At 72.9% G+C, this 22,227-nt stretch carries 22 protein-coding genes; 11 read left to right on the top strand and 11 right to left on the bottom strand.

Annotation, left to right across the window (positions count from 1 at the left end; all coding sequences use genetic code 11):
* Positions 1 to 7 precede the first annotated feature (7 nt).
* The 5 genes from HGK34_RS02155 to HGK34_RS02135 are packed head-to-tail and all read left to right on the top strand — an operon-like array spanning position 8 to position 5,604.
* A complete protein-coding gene (locus tag HGK34_RS02155) occupies positions 8 to 349 on the top strand; it encodes a hypothetical protein (protein WP_201844873.1) in 342 nt (113 codons plus the stop codon).
* Entirely contained in the window at positions 346 to 2,046 is a 1,701-nt protein-coding gene (locus HGK34_RS02150) for a solute symporter family protein (RefSeq protein WP_201844872.1), read from the top strand. Before HGK34_RS02155 ends, HGK34_RS02150 begins: the two co-directional genes overlap by 4 nt.
* A 2-nt stretch (positions 2,047 to 2,048) precedes the next feature.
* Entirely contained in the window at positions 2,049 to 3,506 is a 1,458-nt protein-coding gene (locus HGK34_RS02145; protein ID WP_201844871.1) for a histidine kinase, read from the top strand.
* A gap of 5 nt (positions 3,507 to 3,511) precedes the next feature.
* Positions 3,512 to 4,351, top strand: a complete 840-nt coding sequence (locus tag HGK34_RS02140) for a LytR/AlgR family response regulator transcription factor (RefSeq protein WP_307815672.1) — start codon at positions 3,512 to 3,514, stop codon at positions 4,349 to 4,351.
* Between the two features lie 50 nt (positions 4,352 to 4,401).
* A complete protein-coding gene (locus HGK34_RS02135) occupies positions 4,402 to 5,604 on the top strand; it encodes a sulfotransferase family protein (protein ID WP_201844869.1) in 1,203 nt (400 codons plus the stop codon).
* A 65-nt stretch (positions 5,605 to 5,669) separates the two neighbouring features.
* Here the strand turns inward: HGK34_RS02135 and rdgB are convergent, their stop codons facing one another.
* Genes rdgB through rph form a run of 3 tightly spaced genes read right to left on the bottom strand, consistent with a single transcriptional unit; the run spans position 5,670 to position 7,557 of the window.
* Positions 5,670 to 6,359 (bottom strand): RdgB/HAM1 family non-canonical purine NTP pyrophosphatase, encoded by a 690-nt coding sequence (gene rdgB, locus HGK34_RS02130; protein WP_201844952.1) that lies wholly within the window; start codon positions 6,357 to 6,359, stop codon positions 5,670 to 5,672.
* 23 nt (positions 6,360 to 6,382) lie between these two features.
* The gene (locus tag HGK34_RS02125) at positions 6,383 to 6,799 is read right to left on the bottom strand and encodes a DUF3054 domain-containing protein (protein ID WP_201844868.1); all 417 of its coding nucleotides are present in this window, start codon (positions 6,797 to 6,799) and stop codon (positions 6,383 to 6,385) included.
* Positions 6,796 to 7,557: a ribonuclease PH gene (gene rph / locus HGK34_RS02120; protein WP_201844867.1), complete on the bottom strand. Its 762-nt coding sequence runs from the start codon at positions 7,555 to 7,557 to the stop codon at positions 6,796 to 6,798. The genes HGK34_RS02125 and rph overlap by 4 nt, the downstream gene beginning before the upstream one ends.
* A gap of 174 nt (positions 7,558 to 7,731) precedes the next feature.
* Between rph and HGK34_RS02115 the strand changes: the two genes are divergently transcribed.
* The gene (locus tag HGK34_RS02115; RefSeq protein WP_201844866.1) at positions 7,732 to 8,862 is read left to right on the top strand and encodes an SPFH domain-containing protein; all 1,131 of its coding nucleotides are present in this window, start codon (positions 7,732 to 7,734) and stop codon (positions 8,860 to 8,862) included.
* 14 nt (positions 8,863 to 8,876) lie between these two features.
* Positions 8,877 to 9,971, top strand: a complete 1,095-nt coding sequence (locus tag HGK34_RS02110) for a TFIIB-type zinc ribbon-containing protein (RefSeq protein ID WP_201844865.1) — start codon at positions 8,877 to 8,879, stop codon at positions 9,969 to 9,971.
* A gap of 48 nt (positions 9,972 to 10,019) precedes the next feature.
* Here HGK34_RS02110 and HGK34_RS02105 read toward each other — a convergent pair whose 3' ends face one another.
* From HGK34_RS02105 to clpS, 4 genes are all read right to left on the bottom strand, one after another.
* Positions 10,020 to 10,850 (bottom strand): MBL fold metallo-hydrolase, encoded by an 831-nt coding sequence (locus HGK34_RS02105; protein ID WP_201844864.1) that lies wholly within the window; start codon positions 10,848 to 10,850, stop codon positions 10,020 to 10,022.
* On the bottom strand, positions 10,850 to 11,653 hold the full coding sequence (gene murI / locus HGK34_RS02100) for a glutamate racemase (protein WP_201844863.1): 804 nt from the start codon (positions 11,651 to 11,653) through the stop codon (positions 10,850 to 10,852). The genes HGK34_RS02105 and murI overlap by 1 nt, the downstream gene beginning before the upstream one ends.
* Positions 11,654 to 11,757: 104 nt before the next feature.
* A complete protein-coding gene (locus HGK34_RS02095; protein ID WP_201844862.1) occupies positions 11,758 to 12,555 on the bottom strand; it encodes a DUF2017 family protein in 798 nt (265 codons plus the stop codon).
* Positions 12,552 to 12,887, bottom strand: coding sequence for an ATP-dependent Clp protease adapter ClpS (gene clpS, locus HGK34_RS02090; RefSeq protein ID WP_201844951.1), 336 nt, complete (start codon positions 12,885 to 12,887; stop codon positions 12,552 to 12,554). The genes HGK34_RS02095 and clpS overlap by 4 nt, the downstream gene beginning before the upstream one ends.
* 316 nt (positions 12,888 to 13,203) lie before the next feature.
* Between clpS and HGK34_RS02085 the strand changes: the two genes are divergently transcribed.
* From HGK34_RS02085 to HGK34_RS02070, 4 genes are all read left to right on the top strand, one after another.
* A complete protein-coding gene (locus HGK34_RS02085; RefSeq protein ID WP_201844861.1) occupies positions 13,204 to 14,553 on the top strand; it encodes an AAA family ATPase in 1,350 nt (449 codons plus the stop codon).
* A gap of 153 nt (positions 14,554 to 14,706) precedes the next feature.
* The gene (locus HGK34_RS02080; RefSeq protein WP_201844860.1) at positions 14,707 to 15,036 is read left to right on the top strand and encodes a DUF3039 domain-containing protein; all 330 of its coding nucleotides are present in this window, start codon (positions 14,707 to 14,709) and stop codon (positions 15,034 to 15,036) included.
* A complete protein-coding gene (locus HGK34_RS02075) occupies positions 15,033 to 16,856 on the top strand; it encodes a DEAD/DEAH box helicase (protein WP_201844859.1) in 1,824 nt (607 codons plus the stop codon). Before HGK34_RS02080 ends, HGK34_RS02075 begins: the two co-directional genes overlap by 4 nt.
* Positions 16,857 to 16,990: 134 nt before the next feature.
* Positions 16,991 to 18,472 carry a nicotinate phosphoribosyltransferase gene (locus tag HGK34_RS02070; protein ID WP_201844858.1) on the top strand — a complete coding sequence of 494 codons (1,482 nt, stop codon included), beginning with the start codon at positions 16,991 to 16,993 and terminating at the stop codon, positions 18,470 to 18,472.
* Between the two features lie 28 nt (positions 18,473 to 18,500).
* On the opposite strand, the gene nagB is transcribed toward HGK34_RS02070, so the two are convergent.
* The 4 genes from nagB to HGK34_RS02050 are packed head-to-tail and all read right to left on the bottom strand — an operon-like array spanning position 18,501 to position 22,220.
* The gene (gene nagB / locus HGK34_RS02065) at positions 18,501 to 19,280 is read right to left on the bottom strand and encodes a glucosamine-6-phosphate deaminase (RefSeq protein ID WP_201844857.1); all 780 of its coding nucleotides are present in this window, start codon (positions 19,278 to 19,280) and stop codon (positions 18,501 to 18,503) included.
* Entirely contained in the window at positions 19,268 to 20,386 is a 1,119-nt protein-coding gene (locus HGK34_RS02060; protein ID WP_201844856.1) for an ROK family protein, read from the bottom strand. The genes nagB and HGK34_RS02060 overlap by 13 nt, the downstream gene beginning before the upstream one ends.
* Entirely contained in the window at positions 20,386 to 21,264 is an 879-nt protein-coding gene (locus HGK34_RS02055; protein ID WP_307815670.1) for a carbohydrate ABC transporter permease, read from the bottom strand. Before HGK34_RS02055 ends, HGK34_RS02060 begins: the two co-directional genes overlap by 1 nt.
* Positions 21,261 to 22,220, bottom strand: coding sequence for a carbohydrate ABC transporter permease (locus tag HGK34_RS02050; RefSeq protein ID WP_201844855.1), 960 nt, complete (start codon positions 22,218 to 22,220; stop codon positions 21,261 to 21,263). The genes HGK34_RS02055 and HGK34_RS02050 overlap by 4 nt, the downstream gene beginning before the upstream one ends.
* Positions 22,221 to 22,227: the final 7 nt, after the last annotated feature.

Below are 22,227 nucleotides of genomic sequence, written 5' to 3'. Positions count from 1 at the left end.
CGCACGAATGGACGACGACGCCCTCCGCCTCGACGTGGACGAGCACGACACCCCCGCGGAGGTCGACGCCGCCTTCCGCACGCTGCGCCGTGTCGCCGTGTGGCACTTCGTCCTGTTCCTCGCCGCCGTGCTCGGCGTGCCCGCGCTGTCCCTCACGCTCGGCTGGTGGTCCGGCGCCCGTATCGACGGCGGGATGAGCCCGGGCTTCGCCATGGCCGCGTTCGGCCTGTACGTGTTCTTCCTGGCGGTCGGGCTGGCCGCGGCCACGCTCTCCTCCGCGGTGGAGGCCCGCATGCTCGGCGGGGCGCACGAGGAGGCCGGCGACGACGACGGCGAGGACGCCCCGTGACACCGGCCGGCACCACCGCCCTGGTGGTCCTGGTCACCACGCTGGTGCTGGTCGCCTGGCTGGTGCGCCCGCGCGGCGCCTCCACCGTGGACTTCTACCTGGCGGGCCGGCGCGTCGGCGTGGCGACCAACGCCCTGGCGATCTGCGGCGACTACTTCTCGGCGGCCTCGTTCCTGGGCGTGGCCGCAGCGGTCTACGTCTCGGGCCTCGACGGCGTCTGGTACGCGGTCGGCTTCGCCGCGGGGTTCGTGCCCGTGCTGCTGTTCGTCGCCGCCCCACTGCGACGCTTCGGCGAGTTCTCCATCCCGGACTTCCTGGGCAGACGCCTGGGGTCGGAGCGCGTCCGGCTGGTGTCGGTCGGCGTGGTGCAGGTGGTGATCCTCAGCTACCTCATCCCGCAGGCCGTCGGGAGCGGGATCACCTGGCAGCTCCTGGTGGGCCGCGGGCTGCCCGGCCTCGACCCGTACGGCACCGGGGTGCTGCTGTCCACGACGTTCGTGGCCGCGCTGGTCGCGTTCGGCGGGATGCGCGGCACCACGTGGACGCAGGCCGTGCAGTTCCTGGTGCTGCTGAGCGCGCTGGTCTGGCTGGCGCTGGCCGTCGTCGGCTCCGGCTTCCGCTACACCGAGGCCGTCTCCGACCTCTCGGCCACTCCCCTGGCCAATCCCGTACCCGGAGCGGACGGCTGGGAGCTGCGCGTCGAGACCGATCAGATCGACCCCGGCGCGGCGGCCGCGTTCGGCGAGCCGGGCGCCGCCTACGGCCCGCTCGCCCAGTTCGCGCTCATCCTCACCCTCGTCATGGGCACGGCAGGTCTGCCGCACGTGATGAACCGGTACTTCACCAGCCCCACCGGCACGGCCGCCCGCATGACGACCGTGTGGGTGCTGGGGCTGGCGGGCCTCTTCTACGCTCTCGCGGTGATGCTCGGCACCGCCGCCCGGCAGAAGATCGCCGAGGCCGCCGGTGAGCACGCCTGGCTCCAGGGCCTGACCACCGACGGCGTGCTGCGCGTCCCGGAGCATGCGCTGCCGGTGCTGGGCCGGCTCTACGGCGGCGACGTCGGGCTCGCGGTGATCGCCGCGGGCGCCCTGGTGGCCGTGATGTCCACCATCGCGGGCCTGCTGCTCGCGGCGGCGGCGTCCTGGGGGCACGACGTGTACGAGCGGCACATCAACCCCCGCGCCACGCAGCGCCAGGCGGTGTGGGCCGGCCGGGCGAGCACCGCCGTCGTCGCGCTCACCGCCGCCGGGATGGCGGTGGTCCTGCAGCCGGACCATCTGGCGCCGTCGGTCCCGTCCATCGTGGCGGCCATGGTGACGTGGGCGTTCGCCATCGCCGGGTCGGCGCTCACGCCGGTGTTCGTGCTGACCATCTGGTGGCGGGGGACGACGGCGGCCGGTGCGGTCGCCGGGATGCTCACCGGGGGCGTGACCTCCATCGGGATGTTCGTGCTGGGGCTGCTTCCGGTGGGCCCCGGCCTCGGCGAGATGCTGATGACGCCCACCCTGGTGGCGGCTCCGCTGGCCGCCGTGGTGTGCGTCCTCGTGTCGCGGGTGACCCGGCCGCCGTCGGACGTCGAGAGCCAGTGGCTGGTCCTGCACGGCACGGCGGCGGACAGGCAGGCGGAACGCCTGGCGCGCCTCACGATCAGCAGCCTCGGCAAGGGGCGCCACGGCCGGCGGAAGGGGGACTGAGAATGCGTTCCGGGAGCGCGCTGCTCGCAGGGGGGATCGCGGTGGTCTGGGGGGTGGTGTACCTGGTGACTCAGGTCGTCGTCGACCCGCCGCTCGGTGTGGGGACCACCGTCGTGGCCGGTGTGGCCGTCACGCTCGCCGTCGTCCTCGGATATCCGTCGGCGTTGCGGGGGCCGCGCTCGGCCACCGTGCTGCGGCGGGGCCCCGAACCGCGGCGGGGCGGGGCACGCGGCCTCGTGGCGGGCGGCCGCGCCATGCCGCTGCGGTCGGGCCTGACCGCCGACGCCGCCCGCCGCACCGCGGACCTGCTGCGCCCGCTGCTGCGGGGCGATGCCGTGGCGATCACCGACACGGAACGCATCCTGGCCTTCGTCGGACCGGGCGACGACCACCACCGGGCCGGCAGGCCGGTCCGGGCGTCCGTGACGCTCAAGGCGATCACCACGGGACGCAGCGCGACGTCGCGCAGCACCGCGGACCTCGGCTGCGGCGAGCCCGACTGCCCGCTGGCGGGCGCCGTGGCGGCGCCGCTGGTCGTCGAGAACCGTGTGGTCGGGGCTCTCGTCGTGCTCCGCACCGGCCCGGAACCTGCCGAGCGCGGGCAGGTGGAGGACATGGCCGGCATCCTGTCCCTGCACCTCGAGCTCGCCGAGGCGGACCGGGAACGCGAGCTCGCCGCCGACGCCCGGCTGCACGCGCTGCGTGCGCAGATCAACCCGCACTTCCTGTTCAACGTGCTGAACACGATCGCCTCGAAGTCCCGCACCGACCCCGAGGAGGCGCGTGCCCTGCTGCTGCGGCTGAGCGACTTCTTCCGGTACGCGGTACGCCAGGACGGGCAGCTCGCCGAGTTCGCCCAGGAGTACTTCTTCGTGCGCACGTACCTGACGCTGGAGCAGGCCCGGTTCGGCGACCGGCTGCGCGTGCGGTACGACATCGACCCGCAGGTGCTGACCGCTCACGTACCGGTCCTGACGATCCAGCCGCTGGTGGAGAACGCGGTGAAGCACGGCCTGGCGGACAAGGTCGACGGCGGGACGGTGACGCTGCGGGCCCGAGTGGACCCGCTGACCCGGACCACGTCCATCCGCGTGTCGGACGACGGCGTGGGGATGTCGCCCGAGGTCCTCGAAGAACTCGACGGGCCGCACCTGACCGCGAGTCAGGACGGCGGGCGCCGCGCGAGGGCGGCCGGAGCCGCGGGTCACGCCCCCGCCGACGGGAACGACGCGACCGCCGACGAGGCCGGCGACGAGGCCGTCGACGACGCCGTCGACCGGCCGAGCGAGGGCGCCGGGACCGTCCGTGGCGGCCGCGGGGGGCCGCACCCGCACACCGGCGTCGGGCTGCGGAACATCTCGCAGCGCCTCACGGCCCTGTTCGGAAGCCGGTTCTCCCTGGACGTCCGTTCCACGCCGGACGAGGGAACCGTGATCGACCTGCGCGTCCCACTACGCTGATGCCCGTGCGCGACGACGACACCCGCCCCCGCGCGCTGATCGTCGACGACGAGGCGCCCGCCCGGGCCGAGCTCCGGTACCTGCTGGAGGAGCTCGGCGACGTGCAGGTCGTGGGCGAAGCCGCCAACGGCGGCGAGGCGCTGCAGCTCCTGGAGGCCGTCCCCTACGATCTGGTGCTCCTGGACATCCGGATGCCGGGCACCAGCGGGCTCGACGTCGCCGCCGCCGCGCGGCGGCTGCCCAGGCCGCCGCGCATCGTGTTCACCACGGCCCATCCGGACCACGCGGTCGAGGCGTTCGACCTGGAGGCCGCCGACTACCTGGTCAAGCCGTTCGACGGCGCCCGGCTGGCCCGCGCGGTGGAACGGGCGCTGACGCAGTCCGGGACCGACGACGGCGCGGGGGGCGGCACGGGGGGCGGCGCGCGCGGTGAGACCGCCGGAGGCAACCGCACGGGACAGCCCCCGGCTCCCGACGGCGACCGTCCGGACCCGGAGGATCTTCTGCCGCGACCGCTGGCGAAGGTTCCCGTGCAGAAGGACGGGCGGACCGTGCTGGTCGACCAGCGCGCGATCGTGTACGCCAGCGCCGCCCGCGGCTACTCCTACCTCAAGCTGGCCGACGAGCGCTTCCTGGTCACGTTCTCGCTGAACGAGCTCGAACGCCGGCTGCGCGGGCACTTCTTCCGCACGCACCGCTCCTACCTCGTCAACCTCGACCACGTGCGCGAGCTGGTGCCCGACTTCAAGGGGGCGCTGGCCTGCGTGATGAACGACCGCCAGCGCAGCCGGGTCGAGGTGTCGCGGCGCCAGGCGGCGGAGCTGCGCCGGCGCCTCGGCGCGTGAGGAACTGGTCCCCCTTGTGTTGACCTGCGCAAATGGGCAGTATGACCTGCATGTCCAAAGCCACTCCCCCCATGCTCAGGATGCTCAACGTGCTTCTCCTGCCGGGGGCGCGCAGCCGCAAGGATCCGGACGCCACCTTCGAGAAGCTCCTGGCCGCCGCGCAGCATGGGCGGCGGCCGCTCGGTCCGCAGGACCTCACGGCCGTCGAACCCCTGCGGCTTCTCCTGCGCGCGCACGCGGCGAACCCGCACCTGAGCCCGTTCGGCTGGACCACGGTGCAGGCCGGGATCCGGGACCGGCTGCGCAACCGCGTGATCGTCCGGGACATCCAGGCCAGGCATCCCCAGGTGCGCGAGCAGCCCGTCACGGCGCCGGTGTTCGTGATCGGACTACCCCGAACCGGGACCACCTTCACGTACAACCTCATCGCCCGTTCACCGGGGAACCGCGGGCCGCTGCTGTGGGAGATGCTCAACCTCGGCCTCCCGGTCGAGGACCCGGCCGAACGCCGGCGGATCGCCGAGCGGACCACCAAGCGACTGTCGGTCATGGACCGCCTCAGCCCGGACTGGTCGCAGGTGCACCCTCTGATCGCGACCAGCGAGGAGGAGGACTTCTTCCTGCGTGACCACTCCGAGCTGCACACCACGGCGTCGACCGTGCCGGCGTACCGGGAGTACCTCGCGGACGCCGACCTCACCGACGACTTCGTCCTCCTGCGCCAGGCCCTGCAGGTGATGTCGTTCGGGCAGGAGCCGCACCGCTGGATCCTGAAGCACCCCGCGAACCTGTGGCGGATGCCCGAGATCCTCAGCGCGTTCCCCGACGCGCGGTTCGTGTGGACGCACCGCTCTCCCGGAAGGGCGCTCGCCTCCGGCTGCTCCATGTCCGAGGCGCTGCGGAACATGCACTACAAGCCCGGTACGGTCGATCTCGACGCGATCGGCGCGGAGTGGCTGGCGATGCTGTCCGACGGCGTGGACCGCGCGCTCGGCCAGCGTGAGCAGCTGGACGACGACGTCCTGGTGGACGTCTCCTACAGCGATCTCGTCGAGGAACCGGTGCAGGTGATGCGCGGCGTGTTCGATCACCTCGGCATGACGTGGACCGCCGACGACGACGCCAACCTCGCCTCGGCCCGGCACCGGCCCCGCCACCGGGGCCACCGGTACACGCTGGAGCGGTACGGCCTCGACGAGCTTCAGGTCGCGGCGGCGTTCGCGGGTTACCGGATCCCGTCGGTACTCGCCTGAGGCGCCGCCGGTGCCACCGGCCCCGCCGGCGCCACCGGCCCGGCCGGGCGCGCCGGGAGCCGGTGTCAGGCCCGGGACAGGGCCCGCACGACCAGCGGGGCCAGGGCGCGGAACGCCTTGCCGCGGTGGCTGATGGCGTTCTTCTCGTGGGGGTCCAGCTCGGCCGCTGTGCGGGTTCCCGGGACGCCGTCGGACGATGCGGGCTGCTCGTCGGGGACGAGGACCGGGTCGTAGCCGAAGCCGTTCGCGCCGCGCGGGGCCCCGGTGAGCACCCCGCGCATCTCGCCGGTGCGGACCTCCTCGGTGCCGTCGGGCGTGACGAGCGCCGCCGCGCACACGAAGCCGGCGGTGCGGTGCTCCGGGCGCACGTCGGCGAGCTGGGCGAGCAGGAGGTCGAGGTTCGCCCGGTCGTCGCCGTGACGCCCCGCCCAGCGGGCGGAGAAGATGCCGGGCGAACCGCCCAGCACGTCCACGGCCAGCCCCGAGTCGTCGGCGACCGCCGCCAGGCCCGTGGCCGCACACACCGCACGCGCCTTGATCAGGGCGTTGGCGGCGAACGTCACGCCGTCCTCGACCGGCTCCGGCGCGCCGATCTCGCCCGAGGTGACCAGTTCGCCGTCGGGCAGGTCGACGCCCGCGCCGCCGAGGATCGTGCGCAGCTCCACCAGCTTCTTGCGGTTGTGGGTCGCGATGACGAGCCGGGCGCCGGGCGATGCCGGCCGGGCCTCCGGTCCGCGGCCGTCCGCACCCGGCACCGCCGTGCCCGTTCCCTGGTCCGTCACTTCGCCTCCTGGTGGTCGGTCCCGTCGTGCCCCGCGGCGCCGGGCCGGGACGTGCCGCGGCGGATGACGGCCACCATCGCGCGCCAGCCGAGCATCGTCACCCCGAGGAACCCGAGGGTGACGAGCAGGAACGAGACGGCGAACGAGCCGCCGGTCGCGACGCGCAGGATCATCCCCCCCACGGCCGTGGTGAACCAGACCGCCACCCCGACCGGCCAGATCCGGGCCGGGTCCCGCCAGGCGCGGGTCCAGGCCCAGCCCACCGCAGCGGCGACGGCGAACGGCCAGACCACCCGGCCGAGCTCCAGCACCAGCGTGTCGTGGGCGCTCATCCCCGCGATCGCGAACACGAGGACGGCGACACCGTCGGCGACGATCGCCGGGGCGACGGGGACCCTGTCGGCCGAGGTCATCCGCCCAGCTCCTGGGCGAGCGCCGCCTGCTGGAACGCCGTCAGGTCCGCCGCGCCCGCCACCGCGAGGTCCAGCAGCGTGTCGAGCTCGGCCCGGTCGAACGGCGCGTGCTCGGCCGTACCCTGCACCTCGATGAACGCGCCGGCGCCGGTGACCACGACGTTCATGTCGGTCTCGGCGCGCACGTCCTCCTCGTAGGGCAGGTCGAGCATGGGCGTGCCGTCGATGATCCCCACGGACACGGCGGCCACCGAGTCGGTCAGCACGGGCTTCCCGCGCGCGGTGATGTGGCCGTGGCGCTGCCCCCAGGCGACGGCGTCGGCCAGTGCCACGTAGGCGCCGGTGATCGCGGCGGTACGGGTGCCACCGTCTGCCTGGAGCACGTCGCAGTCCAGCACGATCGAGTTCTCGCCGAGCGCGGACATGTCGACCACGGCTCGCAGCGAGCGCCCGATCAGCCGCGAGATCTCGTGCGTCCGGCCGCCGATCTTGCCCTTGACGGACTCGCGGCTGCCGCGCGTGTTCGTCGACCGCGGCAGCATCGCGTACTCGGCGGTCACCCACCCCTCGCCGGAACCCTTGCGCCAGCGCGGCACGCCCTCGGTGAACGAGGCGGCGCACAGCACGCGCGTCCGGCCGAACTCCACGAGCACGGAGCCCTCGGCGTGGTCGAGCCAGCCGCGGGTGATCTTCACCGGGCGGAGCTGGTCGGTGGCGCGCCCGTCGGCACGCGTGATGTCGGAGGTACTGATAGTCACAGCCGCCAGCGTACTCGCGGGGGCGGCATCGTCCTGGGCGGGGGCCGCCACGCCTCCTCGGGCGGTCCACGTGGCGGCACTTTCCTTGCCGGGCCCCGCGTTCCCCGCTTGGATGGGAGCCGGCCTGCCCACCCCGGGCACCTCACCGACCCCGGGCAGAGAGGAACGCTCCCGATGAGCCTGCTGGACAAGTTCAAGGACGAGTTCGTCGACATCGTCGAATGGACGGACGACACCCGCGACACGATCGTGTGGCGCTTCCCGCGCCATGACAACGAGATCAAGAACGGTGCCCGGCTCACGGTCCGCGAGTCGCAGACGGCGGTGTTCGTGAACGAGGGCCAGATCGCGGACGTCTTCACGCCCGGCATGTACACGCTGGAGACGGCGAACCTGCCCATCCTGAGCACGCTCAAGGGCTGGAAGCACGGGTTCGAGTCCCCGTTCAAGGCCGAGGTGTACTTCGTCAGCACCCGCCAGTTCACCGACCTCAAGTGGGGCACCAAGAACCCGGTGATGATGCGCGACCCCGAGTTCGGTGCCGTGCGGCTGCGCGCGTTCGGCGCCTTCGCGGCTCGGGTCACCGACCCGGCGCTCCTGCTGCGTGAACTGGTGGGCACCGACCCGCAGTTCCGCACCGACGAGGTGCACGAGTACCTGCGCCAGAACATCGTCAGCCGTCTCGGCACCGCACTCGCCTCGGCGAACATCCCCGTCCTCGACCTCGCCGCGCACCAGGGCGAACTCGGTGACACCCTCGCCGCCACGCTGACCGCCGAGCTCGAGCCCGACCTCGGCATCGCGATCCCGCACTTCGTCATCGAGAACATCTCGCTGCCGCCCGAGGTCGAGGAGGCGCTGGACAAGCGCACGTCGATGGGGATCGTCGGGAACCTCGACCAGTACACGAAGTTCCAGGCCGCCGAGGCCCTCGAGGCGGCGGCCGAGAACCCGGGCAGCGGCGCGGCGACCGTCCTCGGCATGGGCCTGGGCCAGCTGGCCGGGCAGACCGTGGCGGGCGCGACGGCGCCGGCGGCCCAGCCCGCTCCGCCTGCCCGGCCCGCCCCGGCCGCCGCCGCTCCGCCGCCCCTGCCGGGTGCGGTGCAGTGGTTCCTGGGCGTGGACGGCGCGCAGTCCGGCCCGTTCGACGACGCCGGTCTGGCCGGCCAGGTCTCCTCCGGCGCGCTCACGCCTGCCACCCTCGTGTGGCGGGAAGGCATGGCCGGCTGGCAGGAGGCGTCGACCGTGCCCGACGTCGCCCGCCACCTGGGCGCCACCCCGCCGCCCCTGCCGCCGCGGTCCTGAAGGCTTTGACGAGGATGACCCAGCCCCCCGACGCCCGGCCCGCCACCCACCAGGGCTACCCGTGCGAACAGTGCGGCGCGAACCTCCGGTTCGCCGCCGGTACCGGCACGCTGACCTGCCCGTACTGCGGGCACACCCAGGAGGTCGCGAGCACCGACCGCGAGGTGCGCGAGCACGACTTCGCCACGCTCGCCTCCTCCCGCCGCGAGCTCCCGCCCGAGACCCACGACTACAGGTGCGGCGCCTGCGGCGCCGTCACCACGAGCGACCGGCTGTCGCACGCCTGCGGGTTCTGCGGGTCGCCGATGGTCGCCCAGGTCGAGGACCTGGGAATCGTCCAGCCCGAGGCGGTCCTGCCGTTCACCGTCGACCGGGCGACCATGACCTCGGCCCTGCGGCACTGGGCCCGCACCCGCTGGTTCGCGCCGTCGGCCCTGAAGAAGGTGAGCGCCGCGGAGCAGGCGCACAGCGTCTACCTGCCGCACTGGACCTACGACGCGCAGACCACCACCGACTACAGCGGGCAGCGCGGCGAGCACTACTGGGTGACCGTCACCGGCACCGACTCCGAGGGCCGGCGCACCGAACGGCAGGAGCGCCGCACGCACTGGTATCCCGCGCACGGGCGCGTGGCGCGGTTCTTCGACGACCTCCTGGTCACCGGGACCCGGCGCGTCATGCCCGAGCACCTGGCCAAGCTCGAGCCGTGGCCGCTGGCGCAGGCCGAGCCGTACCGGCCGGAATTCCTCGCCGGCCACGAGACGCTGCGGTACGACGTCGAGCCGGAAGCCGGCCTGGAGACCGCGAAGAGCCGGATGGAGCGCGTGATCGAGGACGACTGCGAGAGCGACATCGGCGGCGACGAGCAGCGGGTGCACCACATGGACACGGCCTACACGGCGGTGACGTTCAAGCTGCTGCTCCTGCCGGTGTGGATCGCGACCTACCTCTACGGCGGCAAGGCGTTCCAGGTGCTGGTCAACGCCCGCACCAGCGAGGTCATCGGGCAGCGCCCGTGGTCGGCGTGGAAGATCACGCTCGCCGTCCTGGCCGGGCTCGTCGTGGTGGGCGGGGTCGTCGCGGCGGTCGCGTGGAACGGCTCGCGCTGACCGGGGACCGGCCCGGGCGGGACACCACGGCGTGTCCTCCCGGGCCGCTCACACCGTGTACGTCGCCCCCGGCTGGGCCAGGCGGACGTCGCCGTCGTACTCGTCACGTGCCTCGGCGAGCGTGATGCCCGGCTCGTTCCACACCGGCAGGTGCGTCAGCAGGAGCCGCTTCGCGTCGGACTCGTGCGCGACCCTCCCGGCGCGCCTGCCGGTGAGGTGGATGCCGGGCTCGACGTGGTCGTCCCGGCCCTCGACGAAGGCCGCCTCGCTGAGCAGCAGGTCGGCCTCGCGGGCCAGCGTCACGACGCCGGAGCAGTAGTCCGTGTCACCGGTGTAGGCGATCACGGCGCGCTCGTCCGGTCGCAGCGTGCTCGGCCCGGTCACCCGGATGCCCCACGCCTCCTCCGGGTGGAACACCCGGTAGGACTCCAGGGTCAGCGGTCCGACCTGCACCGGCATGCCCTCCTGCCACGAACGGAAGTCGTAGTCGGCGTCCATCGTCTCGCCGTCGCTCAGCCCGTAGGACCGGGCCGCCTGCGTCGCCGTCGTGGACGGCGACCACACCGGCAGGTGCTTCCCCTTGCCGGTGCGCACCGATCCGCACTCCGGGTGGTAGCGCAGGTACACGTACATGCCCGACAGGTCGGCGCAGTGGTCCGGGTGCAGGTGGGAGATGGCGACGGCGTCGATGTCGAACGGGTCGACGGCGCGCTGCAGGGCACCGAAGGCGCCGTTGCCGAGATCCAGGACCACGGTCCAGTCCCGTGCCTCGTACCCCGCGGCGGCGGCCTCGACCGCGGAGACCTGGACGAGGTACGACGACGCGGGCGAGCCCGGCCCCGGTCCCGAGCCCGAGACCCCGAGTGCGATGAGGCGCATCAGACGGCCTCCATGCGGGAGACCTCGGGCCCGAGGAAGCGGTGCGCCAGCGGGCGGACGGCCTCGGGCGACCCGGTGGTGAGGAACGCGTGCGTGGGGGGCCCGGCCTCGGGGCTGCGCTCCAGGTCGTGCTCGACGAGCTTGCGGTACACGTCCTTGGCGGTCTCGTCCGCGCTGGAGACGAGGGTGACGTCCTGGCCCATGACGTAGCTGATCGGCCCGGTCAGCAGAGGGTAGTGCGTGCAGCCGAGCACGAGGGTGTCCACCCCCGCGTCCCTGACGGGGTCCAGGTACTCGTGGGCGTACTTGAGCACGTCCTCGCCCGATGTCTGCCCCTCCTCGACCAGGCGCACGAACTCCGGGCACGCCTGGGTGGTGAGCTCCAGGCCGGGGGTGACGTGGAACGCGTCGTCGTAGGCCAGGGACTCGATGGTGGCCCGGGTGCCGATCACGCCGATGCGGCCGGAACGGCTGGTGCGCACCGCGGTGCGTGCCGCGGGGAGGATGACCTCGACCACGGGGATGCCGTGCCGCAGCGTGTACCGCTCACGGGCATCGCGCAGCGCCACCGACGACGCCGTGTTGCAGGCGATGACCAGCATCTTCACGCCGTCGGACACGAGCCGGTCCATGACGTCGAGCGCCATCGCCCGGATCGCCCCCAGGGGCTTGGGCCCGTAGGGGGTGTTCGCGTTGTCGCCGAGATACCGGACCTGCTCGTTCGGTAGCTGGTCCAGAATGGCGCGCGCGACCGTGAGGCCGCCGAGGCCGGAGTCGAAGATGCCGATGGGCGCGTCGTTCACGGTGCGATGCTAATCGCACCGCTGTGTCCGATCCGTTACCCGCGCCACGCGGCGCAGGTGATGCCTGCCACGTTCCGCGGGGGTCCGGCGGCGTGCGCGAAGCCTCAGGCGTCCTCCGCACCGGTCTCGGGGGGCCGGGGACGTCCCCGCAGGTCCGCGATCATGACCTCCATCAGCGTCTCGAGCGCGAAGCCCGCCGCGACGAACACCCCGGACCAGAACCGCCGTGCGGCGCGGCCGTCGGCGGCGACGGGGATCTCACGGCCCATCTGCTGGTCCCACATCACCTGGTCGGTGAGCGTGTTGACGTCGTCGTCGGACTCCAGTCCCAGGCGCTGGGCGATGACCAGGCGCATGTCCGTGAGTGCTCCCGCGACGGCTTCGGCGGACTCGCGAGCGACCCGCACGGGCGGCGGCGCGCCGTGCCGGCCGAGCGTCTGCCACGGCGCCTTCTCCGGCTCGGGATCGTCCTCGGACGGCGGGGGCTCCAGCAGATCGGCGAACGCCTCCAGGCGCTCGGCCTTCTCCTGGGCCAGGTCGTTCTGCGTCAGCCGGCGGAACTCCCCGGCCACGCCGTCGTCGTCGGTGCTGGCGTCCGGCAGGAGGCGCCGGACCGCCGGGTCCTGGGGCGTGGGCCCGACCGACGAGATCCCCGTCAGCTTCGCGAGATCGCCGTCGGTGATCTCGTCGGGGGCGAGGAGGCCCTTGTTCCACACCCGGGTGGTGCTGCCCGTGTGCGGCGTGGGCAGGTCGTTCGGGTCGGGGTCCGGTGCGGAGGCGGGCAGTCCCGTCTCGTCCCGGACCATCGTGGCGACATCACGCGCCACCCGGGCGAGCACGGCGCGCTCCACCGGGTCCATCCGCGACTCGTAGCCCCGTCGCATGGCTCGGAACGGGGTCATGCCGCTCCCTGGACGCCGCCGGTCTCCTGCAGCGTCGCCCACAGCCCGAACCCGTGCATGGCCTGCACGTCCACCTCCATGCGCTCCCGTCCCCCGCTGGAGACGACCGCCTTGCCGTCGTTGTGCACCCGCATCATGAGTGTGTGCGCCTTCGCCTGCGGATAGCCGAAATAGCTCTCGAAGACGTACGTCACGTACGACATGAGATTGACGGGATCGTTCCACACGATCGTCACCCACGGGTCGGCAGGCCGGTGAGCCGCGTCCTGCTCCGTCTCCTGCTGGGTGGCCGTCCCGGCTGAGACTGTCGCCGCGGGCGCGGACTGGGGCATCTGCGCAGCGGAGGTCACAAGCCCTACCTTATCGATCCCCAGGGTGTGAATCACATTCCGCGCCGCGCTTTCGCGCAGGGCTCACCAGCACTTCACCCGCTCGTGGCCGGGCCGCGTCCTGCCTGGTCCCCGACCGTCCCGATCGTCGCGGGAGTCGCGCCGGAGGCCCTCCGGGCTCGTGCTGCACGGTGGCGCGGAACAGGGGCGCGGAACGGACGGCACGCGGCCGGGCACGCGGACGCCGTCGCGTCACCCGTCGTCGCCGGGTGACGCCTTTTCCCTTCACGTCGCCGCGGGCGGCTGGTAGACAATCCCGGTGACCCCAAACGATGACGGAAGGAATCCCTCAGGCGGCGTCCCGGACAAGCCCGAGGCCACCACGCACGCCTGGCCCGACCTGGGACAGCACGACGAGGCCGCCCGCGCGGCCGTCGCCGGGATCGCGGCGCTGCTGGGCCGGCCGATCCCCGAGAAGAAGGCCGAGCCGCACACGGCCTCGGAATGGCTCGCCCGCACCTGGGAGGTCAACGAGTCGGCGCTGGAGACGGTCTCCCGTCCCGTCTCCCCGGTCCTGCACCTCCTGTACGGGTTCGTGCTGGGGCGCTGGATCGCGGAGCACGCCGGCGACGTCGTGCAGCGCGGCCCGGACCGCCGCGCCCCGCAGATGTCCCGGCTCGACCTCGGTTCGGGCACGGCGGTGACCGTCCCGACCGCCGCGACCGTGCTGTTCCCCGCGGGCACCCGCGACGAGGACCCGGTGGCGATCGAGACCGGCTACCAGTTCGGCGACCCGTACCTCACCGCGCACGCGCTCCCCGGCCGGCGCGAGGTGGCGGAGCGTGCGCTCGACGCGCTGTCGGCCGATCTGGCCGCCGACCACCCCTACCGGGGCCGCACGCTCCAGGCCTCCGCGCCGGGCAGGCTCACGGTCAAGCCGGTGACTCCCACGCCGCAGGAGCGCACCGACCTCGTCCTGCCGCAGAGCGTGTGGCACGAGACCGACCTGTTCTGCGCCGGGGTGACCACCCGGCGGGACACGCTGCGCGCCCTCGGGCACTCGACGTCGCGGGGTCTCCTGCTGGCCGGGCCGCCCGGCGTCGGCAAGACGAAGCTGGCACGGGTGCTGGCCACGGAGCTGGCCGGGCCCCTGACCGTCGTCCTGGTCACCGCCGACGTGCTGCGCACCTGGATGACCGAGCTGTACGAGGAGGTCCGCACCCTCGGGCCGTGCCTCGTGGTGCTCGAGGAGATCGACTCGGTGGGCGGCAAGGACAGCCGCGGGACGACGAGCTTCGGCGAGTTCCTCGACGCCCTCGACGGCGCGCGCACCACCGACGACGTCCTGACGGTGGCCACGACGAACGATCCGGCCGCGCTCGACCCCGCGGTCAAGCGGCCCGGCAGGTTCGACACGATCCTGGAGGTCCCGCCGCCGGACGCCGCCGGACGCGAGGCGATCCTGCGCCTGTACCTCCCCCCGGACGCCGGGGTCGACGCCGGTCTGGTGGCCTCGTTCCTCGACGGCGCCACGGGGGCCGACCTGCGCGAGGTCGCACGCCGTTCCCTCCTGGAGCACGGCGCCGACGGGCTCACCACGGACCGCGTGCTGGACATCGCCACCTCCGGCCGCTGGAAGCCGGCGCCGGTCGCCGGAAACTACCTGTGACCCGAGGCCGGAGCAGGTCCGGGCCCGTGGATCCGCTCCCCCGCGCCGGAAGGGGCGGCACGGCGCGGGTCCCGGCCGTGGACCGGCCGTGGACCGGCGGGACACGCGGCGGCGGTCGGACGCATGTCGGTGTCCCGACGTAGAATCCGACCCATGAGCGAGCCCCTGGACAATCCCCCGGACGACCCGCGCACGAGCGGTTCCACGAGCGTCCTCGAGCGCGAGGAGACCCGCGAGGAGACGGAGCCGGGGGACCACGAGCGCTTCGCCCACTACGTCCGCAAGGACAAGATCATGGGGTCGGCCTTGTCCGGCCGGCCGGTGATCGCGCTGTGCGGCAAGGTCTGGGTGCCGGGCCGGGATCCGAGCAAGTTCCCGGTGTGCCCCGTGTGCAAGGAGATCTACGAGGGTCTGCGCGAGCCGCAGGACGGGGACGGCGGCCCGGGCAAGGGCGGTCCGGACGGAGGCGGTTCCGGCAGGTGACGAACACGCCGCAGCTCCCCCGTAACCCGTCGTCTGCGGCCGCCTCGCACCTGAGCCCCGCCTTTCCTCGCCGTGCCCCGTGGGGTACGGCGTCGAACCTGCGCGCCTGGCAGGCCGAGGCGCTGGAGCTCTACCGCGAGCGGTCCCCGCGCGACTTCCTGGCCGTGGCCACCCCCGGGGCGGGCAAGACCACCTTCGCCCTGCGCATTGCCACCGAGCTCCTGGAGGCCGGGGTGGTTCGCCGGGTGACCGTCGTCGCGCCCACCGAGCACCTCAAGCACCAGTGGGCCGATGCCGCGGCGCGGGTGGGCGTCAGCATCGACCCCAGCTTCACGAACGCCCAGGGCCGGCACGGCGCCCACTACGACGGCGTGGCGCTCACCTATGCCCAGGTCGCCGCCAACCCGGCGCTGCACCGCGCGCGCACCGAGGCGGCACGCACCCTGGTGATCCTCGACGAGGTGCACCACGGTGGTGACGCGCTGAGCTGGGGTGACGCGGTGCGGGAAGCGTTCGAGGAGGCCACGCGCCGCCTCGCGCTGACCGGCACCCCGTTCCGCAGCGACACCTCCCCGATCCCGTTCGTGGTCTACGAGGAGGACCGCGACGGCATCCGCCGGTCCAAGGCGGACTACACCTACGGGTACGGTGACGCCCTGCGCGACCACGTCGTGCGGCCGGTGCTGTTCATGACCTACTCGGGCGACATGCGGTGGCGCACCCGGGCGGGCGACGAGGTCTCGGCCCGGCTCGGCGAGGCCATGACCAAGGACATGACGGCCCAGGCGTGGCGCACGGCGCTCGACCCGGAGGGTCAGTGGGTCCCGTCGGTGCTGCGCGCCGCGGACAAGCGCCTCACCGAGGTCAGGCGTACCGTCCCGGACGCCGGCGGGCTCGTCATCGCCACCGACCAGAACACGGCGCGCGCCTACGCGAAGCACCTGACCGAGATCACGGGACAGCGCCCGGTCGTGGTGCTGTCCGACGACGCCGGGGCGTCCGGGCGCATCGAGGACTTCACCTCGTCCGAGGACCGCTGGATGGTCGCGGTGCGCATGGTGTCCGAGGGCGTGGACGTCCCCCGGCTCGCCATCGGCGTGTACGCCACGTCCACGTCCACGCCGCTGTTCTTCGCCCAGGCCGTCGGCCGTTTCGTGCGTGCCCGGACCCGCGGCGAGACGGCGTCGGTCTTCCTGCCGTCGGTCGCGCCGCTGCTGGAGCTCGCCGGGGGCCTGGAGCAGGAGCGCGACCACGCCCTGGACCGGCCCAGCACCGCCGAGGAGCAGGGGATCGAGTACGACCCCGAGGCGGCCCTGCTCGCCGAGGCGAACCGTGAGGAGAAGGCCTCGGGTGACCTGACCCAGGGCACCTTCGAGGCGCTGGACGCCCAGGCCTCGTTCGACCGCGTCCTGTTCGACGGCGGCGAGTTCGGCACGGGGGCCGACGTCGGCTCCGCGGAGGAGCTCGACTTCCTCGGGCTGCCCGGCCTGCTGGAACCCGATCAGGTCACCACGCTGCTGCGCCAGCGGCAGGCGGCACAGGTCAAGGCCCGCGGGGCCGCGCAGGCGTCGGCGGCGGGGCCCACCGACCGCGAGCGGGCCGCCGAGCAGGCCGAGCACGAGCACCGCCGCGCGGGCGAGCTGCGCAAGGAGCTGTCCAAGCTCGTGGGGGCGTGGGCCAAGCGGTCCGGCGAGCCGCACGGCGTCGTCCACACCCGGCTGCGGCGCGAGTGCGGCGGCCCCGAGGTGCCACTGGCCACGGCCGCGCAGCTGGAGGAACGGGTGGCGAAGGTGCGCAGGTGGTTCGTCGGCGCCCGTTGACGGCGGCGATCGAGGTCAGGGCTGTGACGAGGACCTCCACGTGATGTTTCCGACACGGTCAGATCGTGAGACGAGTGCGGAGACTCCGTGCTTTCGGCCTGCTCACCCGGTCCGGCTGCCATACCGTGGACCGTATGACCAGCGAGCCCCGGGGCACTGGCGCCCCGCTCAGCGACTGGCCTGCCCTGCACGTCGTCGAGCCGGCACCGCCGCCGGCCCTCGTACCAGGCCAGGGCCTGCCGGAGAACTTTCCCGCGGACCTGCCCGCGGCACCCCGTCCCGCGGCGCGTCCGTCGGTGGCACTGCTCACCGACAGGTACGAGCTCACCATGCTCCAGGCGGCCCTGGCCGACGGCACGGCACACCGGCACTGCGTGTTCGAGGTGTTCACGCGGCGGCTCCCCGCGGGGCGCCGGTACGGCGTGCTCGCCGGGACCGGCCGGGTCCTGGAAGCGCTGCCGCACTTCCGGTTCGGTGACGACGAGCTGGCGTATCTCGAGCGCGAGGGCGTCGTGGACGCACGGACGCTCGACTATCTCGCCGGGTACCGCTTCAGCGGCAGCATCCAGGGCTACGCCGAGGGGGAGATGTTCTTCCCCGGCTCGCCCGTGCTCCAGGTGGAGGGCACCTTCGCCGAGGCGGTACTGCTCGAGACGCTCGTGCTGTCGATCCTGAACTACGACTCGGCGGTCGCCTCCGCCGCGTCACGCATGACCAGTGCCGCCGTGCACCGGCCCATCCTGGAGATGGGGTCACGGCGCGCGCACGAGCAGGCGGCCATCGCGGCCTCCCGCGCCGCCGTCGTCGCCGGGTTCACCGCGACGTCGAACCTGGAGGCCGGGATGCGCTACGGGCTGGACACGATCGGCACCGCGGCCCACGCGTTCACGCTCCTGCACGACGACGAGGTCTCCGCCTTCCGGTCGCAGGTCGACGCCTTCGGGCCGGGCACCACCCTGCTCGTCGACACCTACGACGTGCTGCGGGGCGTGGACCGCGCCGTCGAGGTCGCGGGCACCGGCCTGGGCGCGGTGCGGCTCGACTCCGGGGACCTCGGCGGACTCGCGGTGGAGGTCCGCGCGCGGCTGGACCAGCTGGGCGCCCACGCCACGAAGATCGTGGTGACCTCGGACCTCGACGAGTACGCGATCGCGGCCCTGGCCGCGGTACCGGTGGACGTCTACGGCGTCGGAACCCGGCTGGTGACCGGGTCGGGGGCGCCGACCTGCGGAATGGTCTACAAGCTCGTCGCGCGGGAGAGCGCCGCCGGGCGGCTGGAACCGGTGGAGAAGTCGTCCTCGGGCAAGGAGTCCCGCGGCGGCCGCAAGGCGGCCGCCCGCCGGTACGGACCGGACGGCCGGGCGACGGAGGAACTCCTGGTCACCGGACCGGACGAACTGGTCGCCGCCTGGACTCCCGACAACCGCGACGTGCGGCCGCTGCACGCTCCCCTGGTCGTGGACGGGGCGGTGGACTCGCGCTGGGTCGGTGCCTACGGCGTGGAGAACGCGGTCCGCACGCACGCGAACGCCCGCGCGGAGCTGCCGCGGGGGGCGCGCCGGCTCTCCGACGGCGACCCGGCGCTGCCGACGACAGCGCTGACCCTGACGGACTGAGACCGTACGCCGCCGCGGCGGCCGACGGTCAGAGCCCCTGCCAGTCCGGCTTCTCCGCGTAGGTCTGGCGGTAGTAGTCGGCGAGCTGCAGGCGGCTTGCCGCCGCGTCGTCCACCAGGACGGTGGCGTGCGGGTGCATCTGCATGATCGTCGCCGGCCACATGGCCGAGATCGGGCCCTCCACGAGCTGGTGGACCGCCTCCGCCTTCGCCCGGCCCGTGGCGAGCAGCACCAGGTGCTTCGCCGACATGATCGTCGCCAGCCCCTGCGTGAGGCAGTGCCGTGGCACGTCGCCGACCGCCCCGCCGAAGAACCGCGCGTTGTCCTCGCGCGTCTGCCGGGTCAGCGTCTTGATCCGCGTGCGTGAGGCGAGCGAGGAGCCCGGCTCGTTGAACGCGATGTGCCCGTCCGTGCCGATGCCCAGGAGCTGCAGGTCGACCCCGCCGGTGGCCGCGATGGCGGCCTCGTAGTCGGCGCAGGCACGCTCCAGGTCCTCCGCGTTGCCGTCAGGACCCTGTACGGCGCCCGGTGCGAAGTCCACCCGCGAGGCGATCTCCCGCTCGATGACGTTGCGGTACCGCTCCGGGTGGTCGGCGGGCAGTCCGACGTACTCGTCCAGCATGAACGCGCGGGCGTGGGCGAAGGACAGGCCGTCCTTGTGCCGCCGGGCCAGCTCGTCGTACACCTTCAGCGGGCTCGACCCGGTGGCCAGCCCCAGGACGCTCCGGGGGTGCTCGGTCAGCAGTGCCTCGATCGATGCGGCCGCCAGCCGTGCCAGATCACCGGCCGGTGCGATCACGACCTCCATGTCAGCGCTCCCTTCGTCTTCGTTCCCGCCAGTGCGGTGTTCCTCCCGGCGCCGGCCTCCGTACGCCCGGCCGCCGCGGGATCCTTGGCGGACGGGTCGGACGGAGCGGCGCCGAACTCCTCGGGCTCCTCGGGCCGCTCGTCCCGCCTGCCCAGCACCGCCGCACCCACGGCGGCGACGGGCACGTCCGGCGGTGCCAGCGTGACACGCCCCGCCAGACCGAGCGACGCGAGGAAGGGAGACGCCTGCGCCTGTTCCCGCAGCGACTCGCGCACGACGTCGAGCAGCGGCCGGCCGAGCTGGGCGACACCGCCGCCGAGCACCACGTGGCGCACGTCGACGGTCAGCGCGAGCAGTCGCACGGCCGCCGCGACCGCGTCCGCGAACTGCTTGCGCACCCGGACCGCCCGGTCGTCACCGGCGTCGGCCGCCTCGAAGAGCTCCACCGGTGAGGGCCGGCCGTGCCGCGACGGCCACGCCGTGGCCAGGGCCGTTCCGGACACGAACGTCTCGATGCAGCCGCGCTGGCCGCAGGAGCACTCGGGGCCCGAGGGGTCGATCGGGACGTGCCCGATCTCCCCGGCGGCGCCGCTCACCCCGCGGCGCAGGCGGCCGTCCATGACGAGCCCGGACGCGACTCCGGTGCCGAGCGCCAGGAACGCGAGGTCCTCGTGGCGCGCGGCCCCGGGCTTGTCTCGTTCGAGCTGGTGCGCGGCGCCCACGGCGGCCACGTTGAGATCGTTCTCGACGACGACGGGGATCCCGCCGAGCGTCTCGGACAGCAGTTCGGCGAGCGGCAGCTCCTCGGCCACACCGAGGTTGACGGCGTGCTTCACGGTGCCCGCCCGGGCGTCGACGATCCCGGGGATGCCCAGCCCGACACCGCCCACGACGTCGATGCCGAGGCCGGCCGCGCCGACGACGTCGTGCACGGCACGGGCCGCGGATCGCACGACGCCGTCGGGCCCGAGCTCGGTGGGCAGGCGGGTGACGGCCACGAGGCCGCCGTCGGCGTCGAGCAGCGCGCCGAGGATCTTGGTGCCGCCGATGTCCAGGCCGACGGTGTGTGCCGCCGCGCCGGATCGGGAGGTTCTTGTGTTCGTCATCAGCCTTTCACCGCGCCGGCGACCAGGCCTCCGGACATCCGGCCCTGGACGATGAGGAAGAAGATGACAGCCGGGATCGCCACGAGGACCGCGGCAGCCATGACTGCACCCCAGTTGGTGGCTTGCGTGACCATGAGGAAGGTCCGCAGCCAGAGGGTCAGGGTCATCGTCTCCGGGCGCTGCATGATGACCAGCGCCATGATGAACTCGTTCCACGCGTTGATGAACGCGAAGATCCCGGTGGCGACCAGCCCGGGTGCGAGCAGGGGAAACGTGACCCGCCAGAAGGCGCCGGCCGGCGAGCAGCCGTCGATCATGGCCGCCTGCTCGAGCTCCTTCGGAACGCCCGCGACGAAGCCGCGCAGCGTCCAGATCGTGAAGGGCAGCACGCCCGCCACATACACGAGGGAGAGGCCGAAGATCGTGTTGATCAGCGCCCAGCCGTCGATGATCCGGAACAGGGAGATGATCATCGCCTCCCCCGGGATCATCTGGATCACGAGGATGAGGACCAGGAAGGTCCGCCTGCCCTTGAAGCTGAACCGGGTCAGCGCGATGGACGCGACGAAGCCCACCACCAGGCACACCAGGAGGGTGAGGAACGTGGCGCTCAGCGAGTTGAGCACGGCGGGACCGAACGGCGCGCGCTCCTGGCTGAACATCGCCGAGCGGTAGTTGTCCAGGGTGAAGACGTCCGGCGTCGGGAAGAACGAGATCTCCTCGCCGCGGATCCTGTTGTTGGGCAGGAACGACGTGTTCAGCATCCAGTAGACGGGGAACACGAACAGGCAGAACACGAGGACGGCGACCAGCCCCCACCCGGCGTCCTTGGCACGTCTGGCGGGCGACCTGCGCACCGCTACGCGGGTGGTGCTCACAGCTCCTCCTCCTTCATGGTGCGGCGCACGTAGTAGATCGAGAGCAGGAGCATGATCGCGACGAAGACGAACGCGATCGCGCTGGCCGTGCCGAAGTGCCCCTGCCCCATGCCCATCTGGTAGATGTACACGCCGATGGTGTTGGTCTTCTGACGGTCGCCGCCGATGTCCTGCAACGCGTAGACCTGCGGGAAGACCTTGAGGTCCCAGATCATGGACAGCACCACGAGCACCGTGACGATGGTGCGCACGTAGGGCAGCATGACGAGCCGGAACCGCGCGAATGCCCCCGCGCCGTCGAGCTGGGCCGCCTCCAGCACCTCACCGGGGATCTGGGACAGTCCCGCGTACATGGTGAACGCGACGAACGGGATGGCTCCCCAGACGATGATGAAGGTCAGGATCGTGAAGAAGCCGAGCGGGTCGAGCAGCCAGGAGTGGCCGAACCAGCGCTCCCCCGTGAAGCGGGTGAGCAGGTTGTTCACGAGCCCGTACTGGGTGTCGAAGATCCAGCCCCAGATCGTGGTCGAGCTCAGGGGCGGCATGGACCAGGCGAGCAGCAGCCCGACGGAGACCAGGAGCCGCAGCCCCTTGCCGAGGCGCATCATCAGCAGGGCGATGAGCGTGCCGAGCACCATGGTCAGGACCACGGCGACCAGCATGAACAGGATGCTGCGCCCCAGGACGGCCCAGAAGGCGCTGTCGGTGAGGATCGCGGTGTAGTTGTCGAAGCCCACCCACTCGGCCGGCATGCCCATGACCTGGGCACGTTCGTACTCCTGGAAGGACATGACCAGCATCCGCACGACCGGGTAGCCGGTCAGGACACCGAGGATGAGGATCGACGCGGACAGCAGGAGCCACGGGACGGTGGGGAGGCGGCGTCGTCGCCGCGGTCGTGGCGGTGACGATACCGACGCCGGCGGTGCGGCGGGTTCGGTGGCGAGGGAGCTCATGGCTACC

This window comes from Myceligenerans indicum, assembly GCF_016742955.1.
In the GTDB taxonomy this organism is placed as follows: domain Bacteria; phylum Actinomycetota; class Actinomycetes; order Actinomycetales; family Cellulomonadaceae; genus Myceligenerans; species Myceligenerans indicum.
Note: the sequence above shows the minus strand (reverse complement) of the source record. Positions and strands in the feature narration are given on the sequence as shown.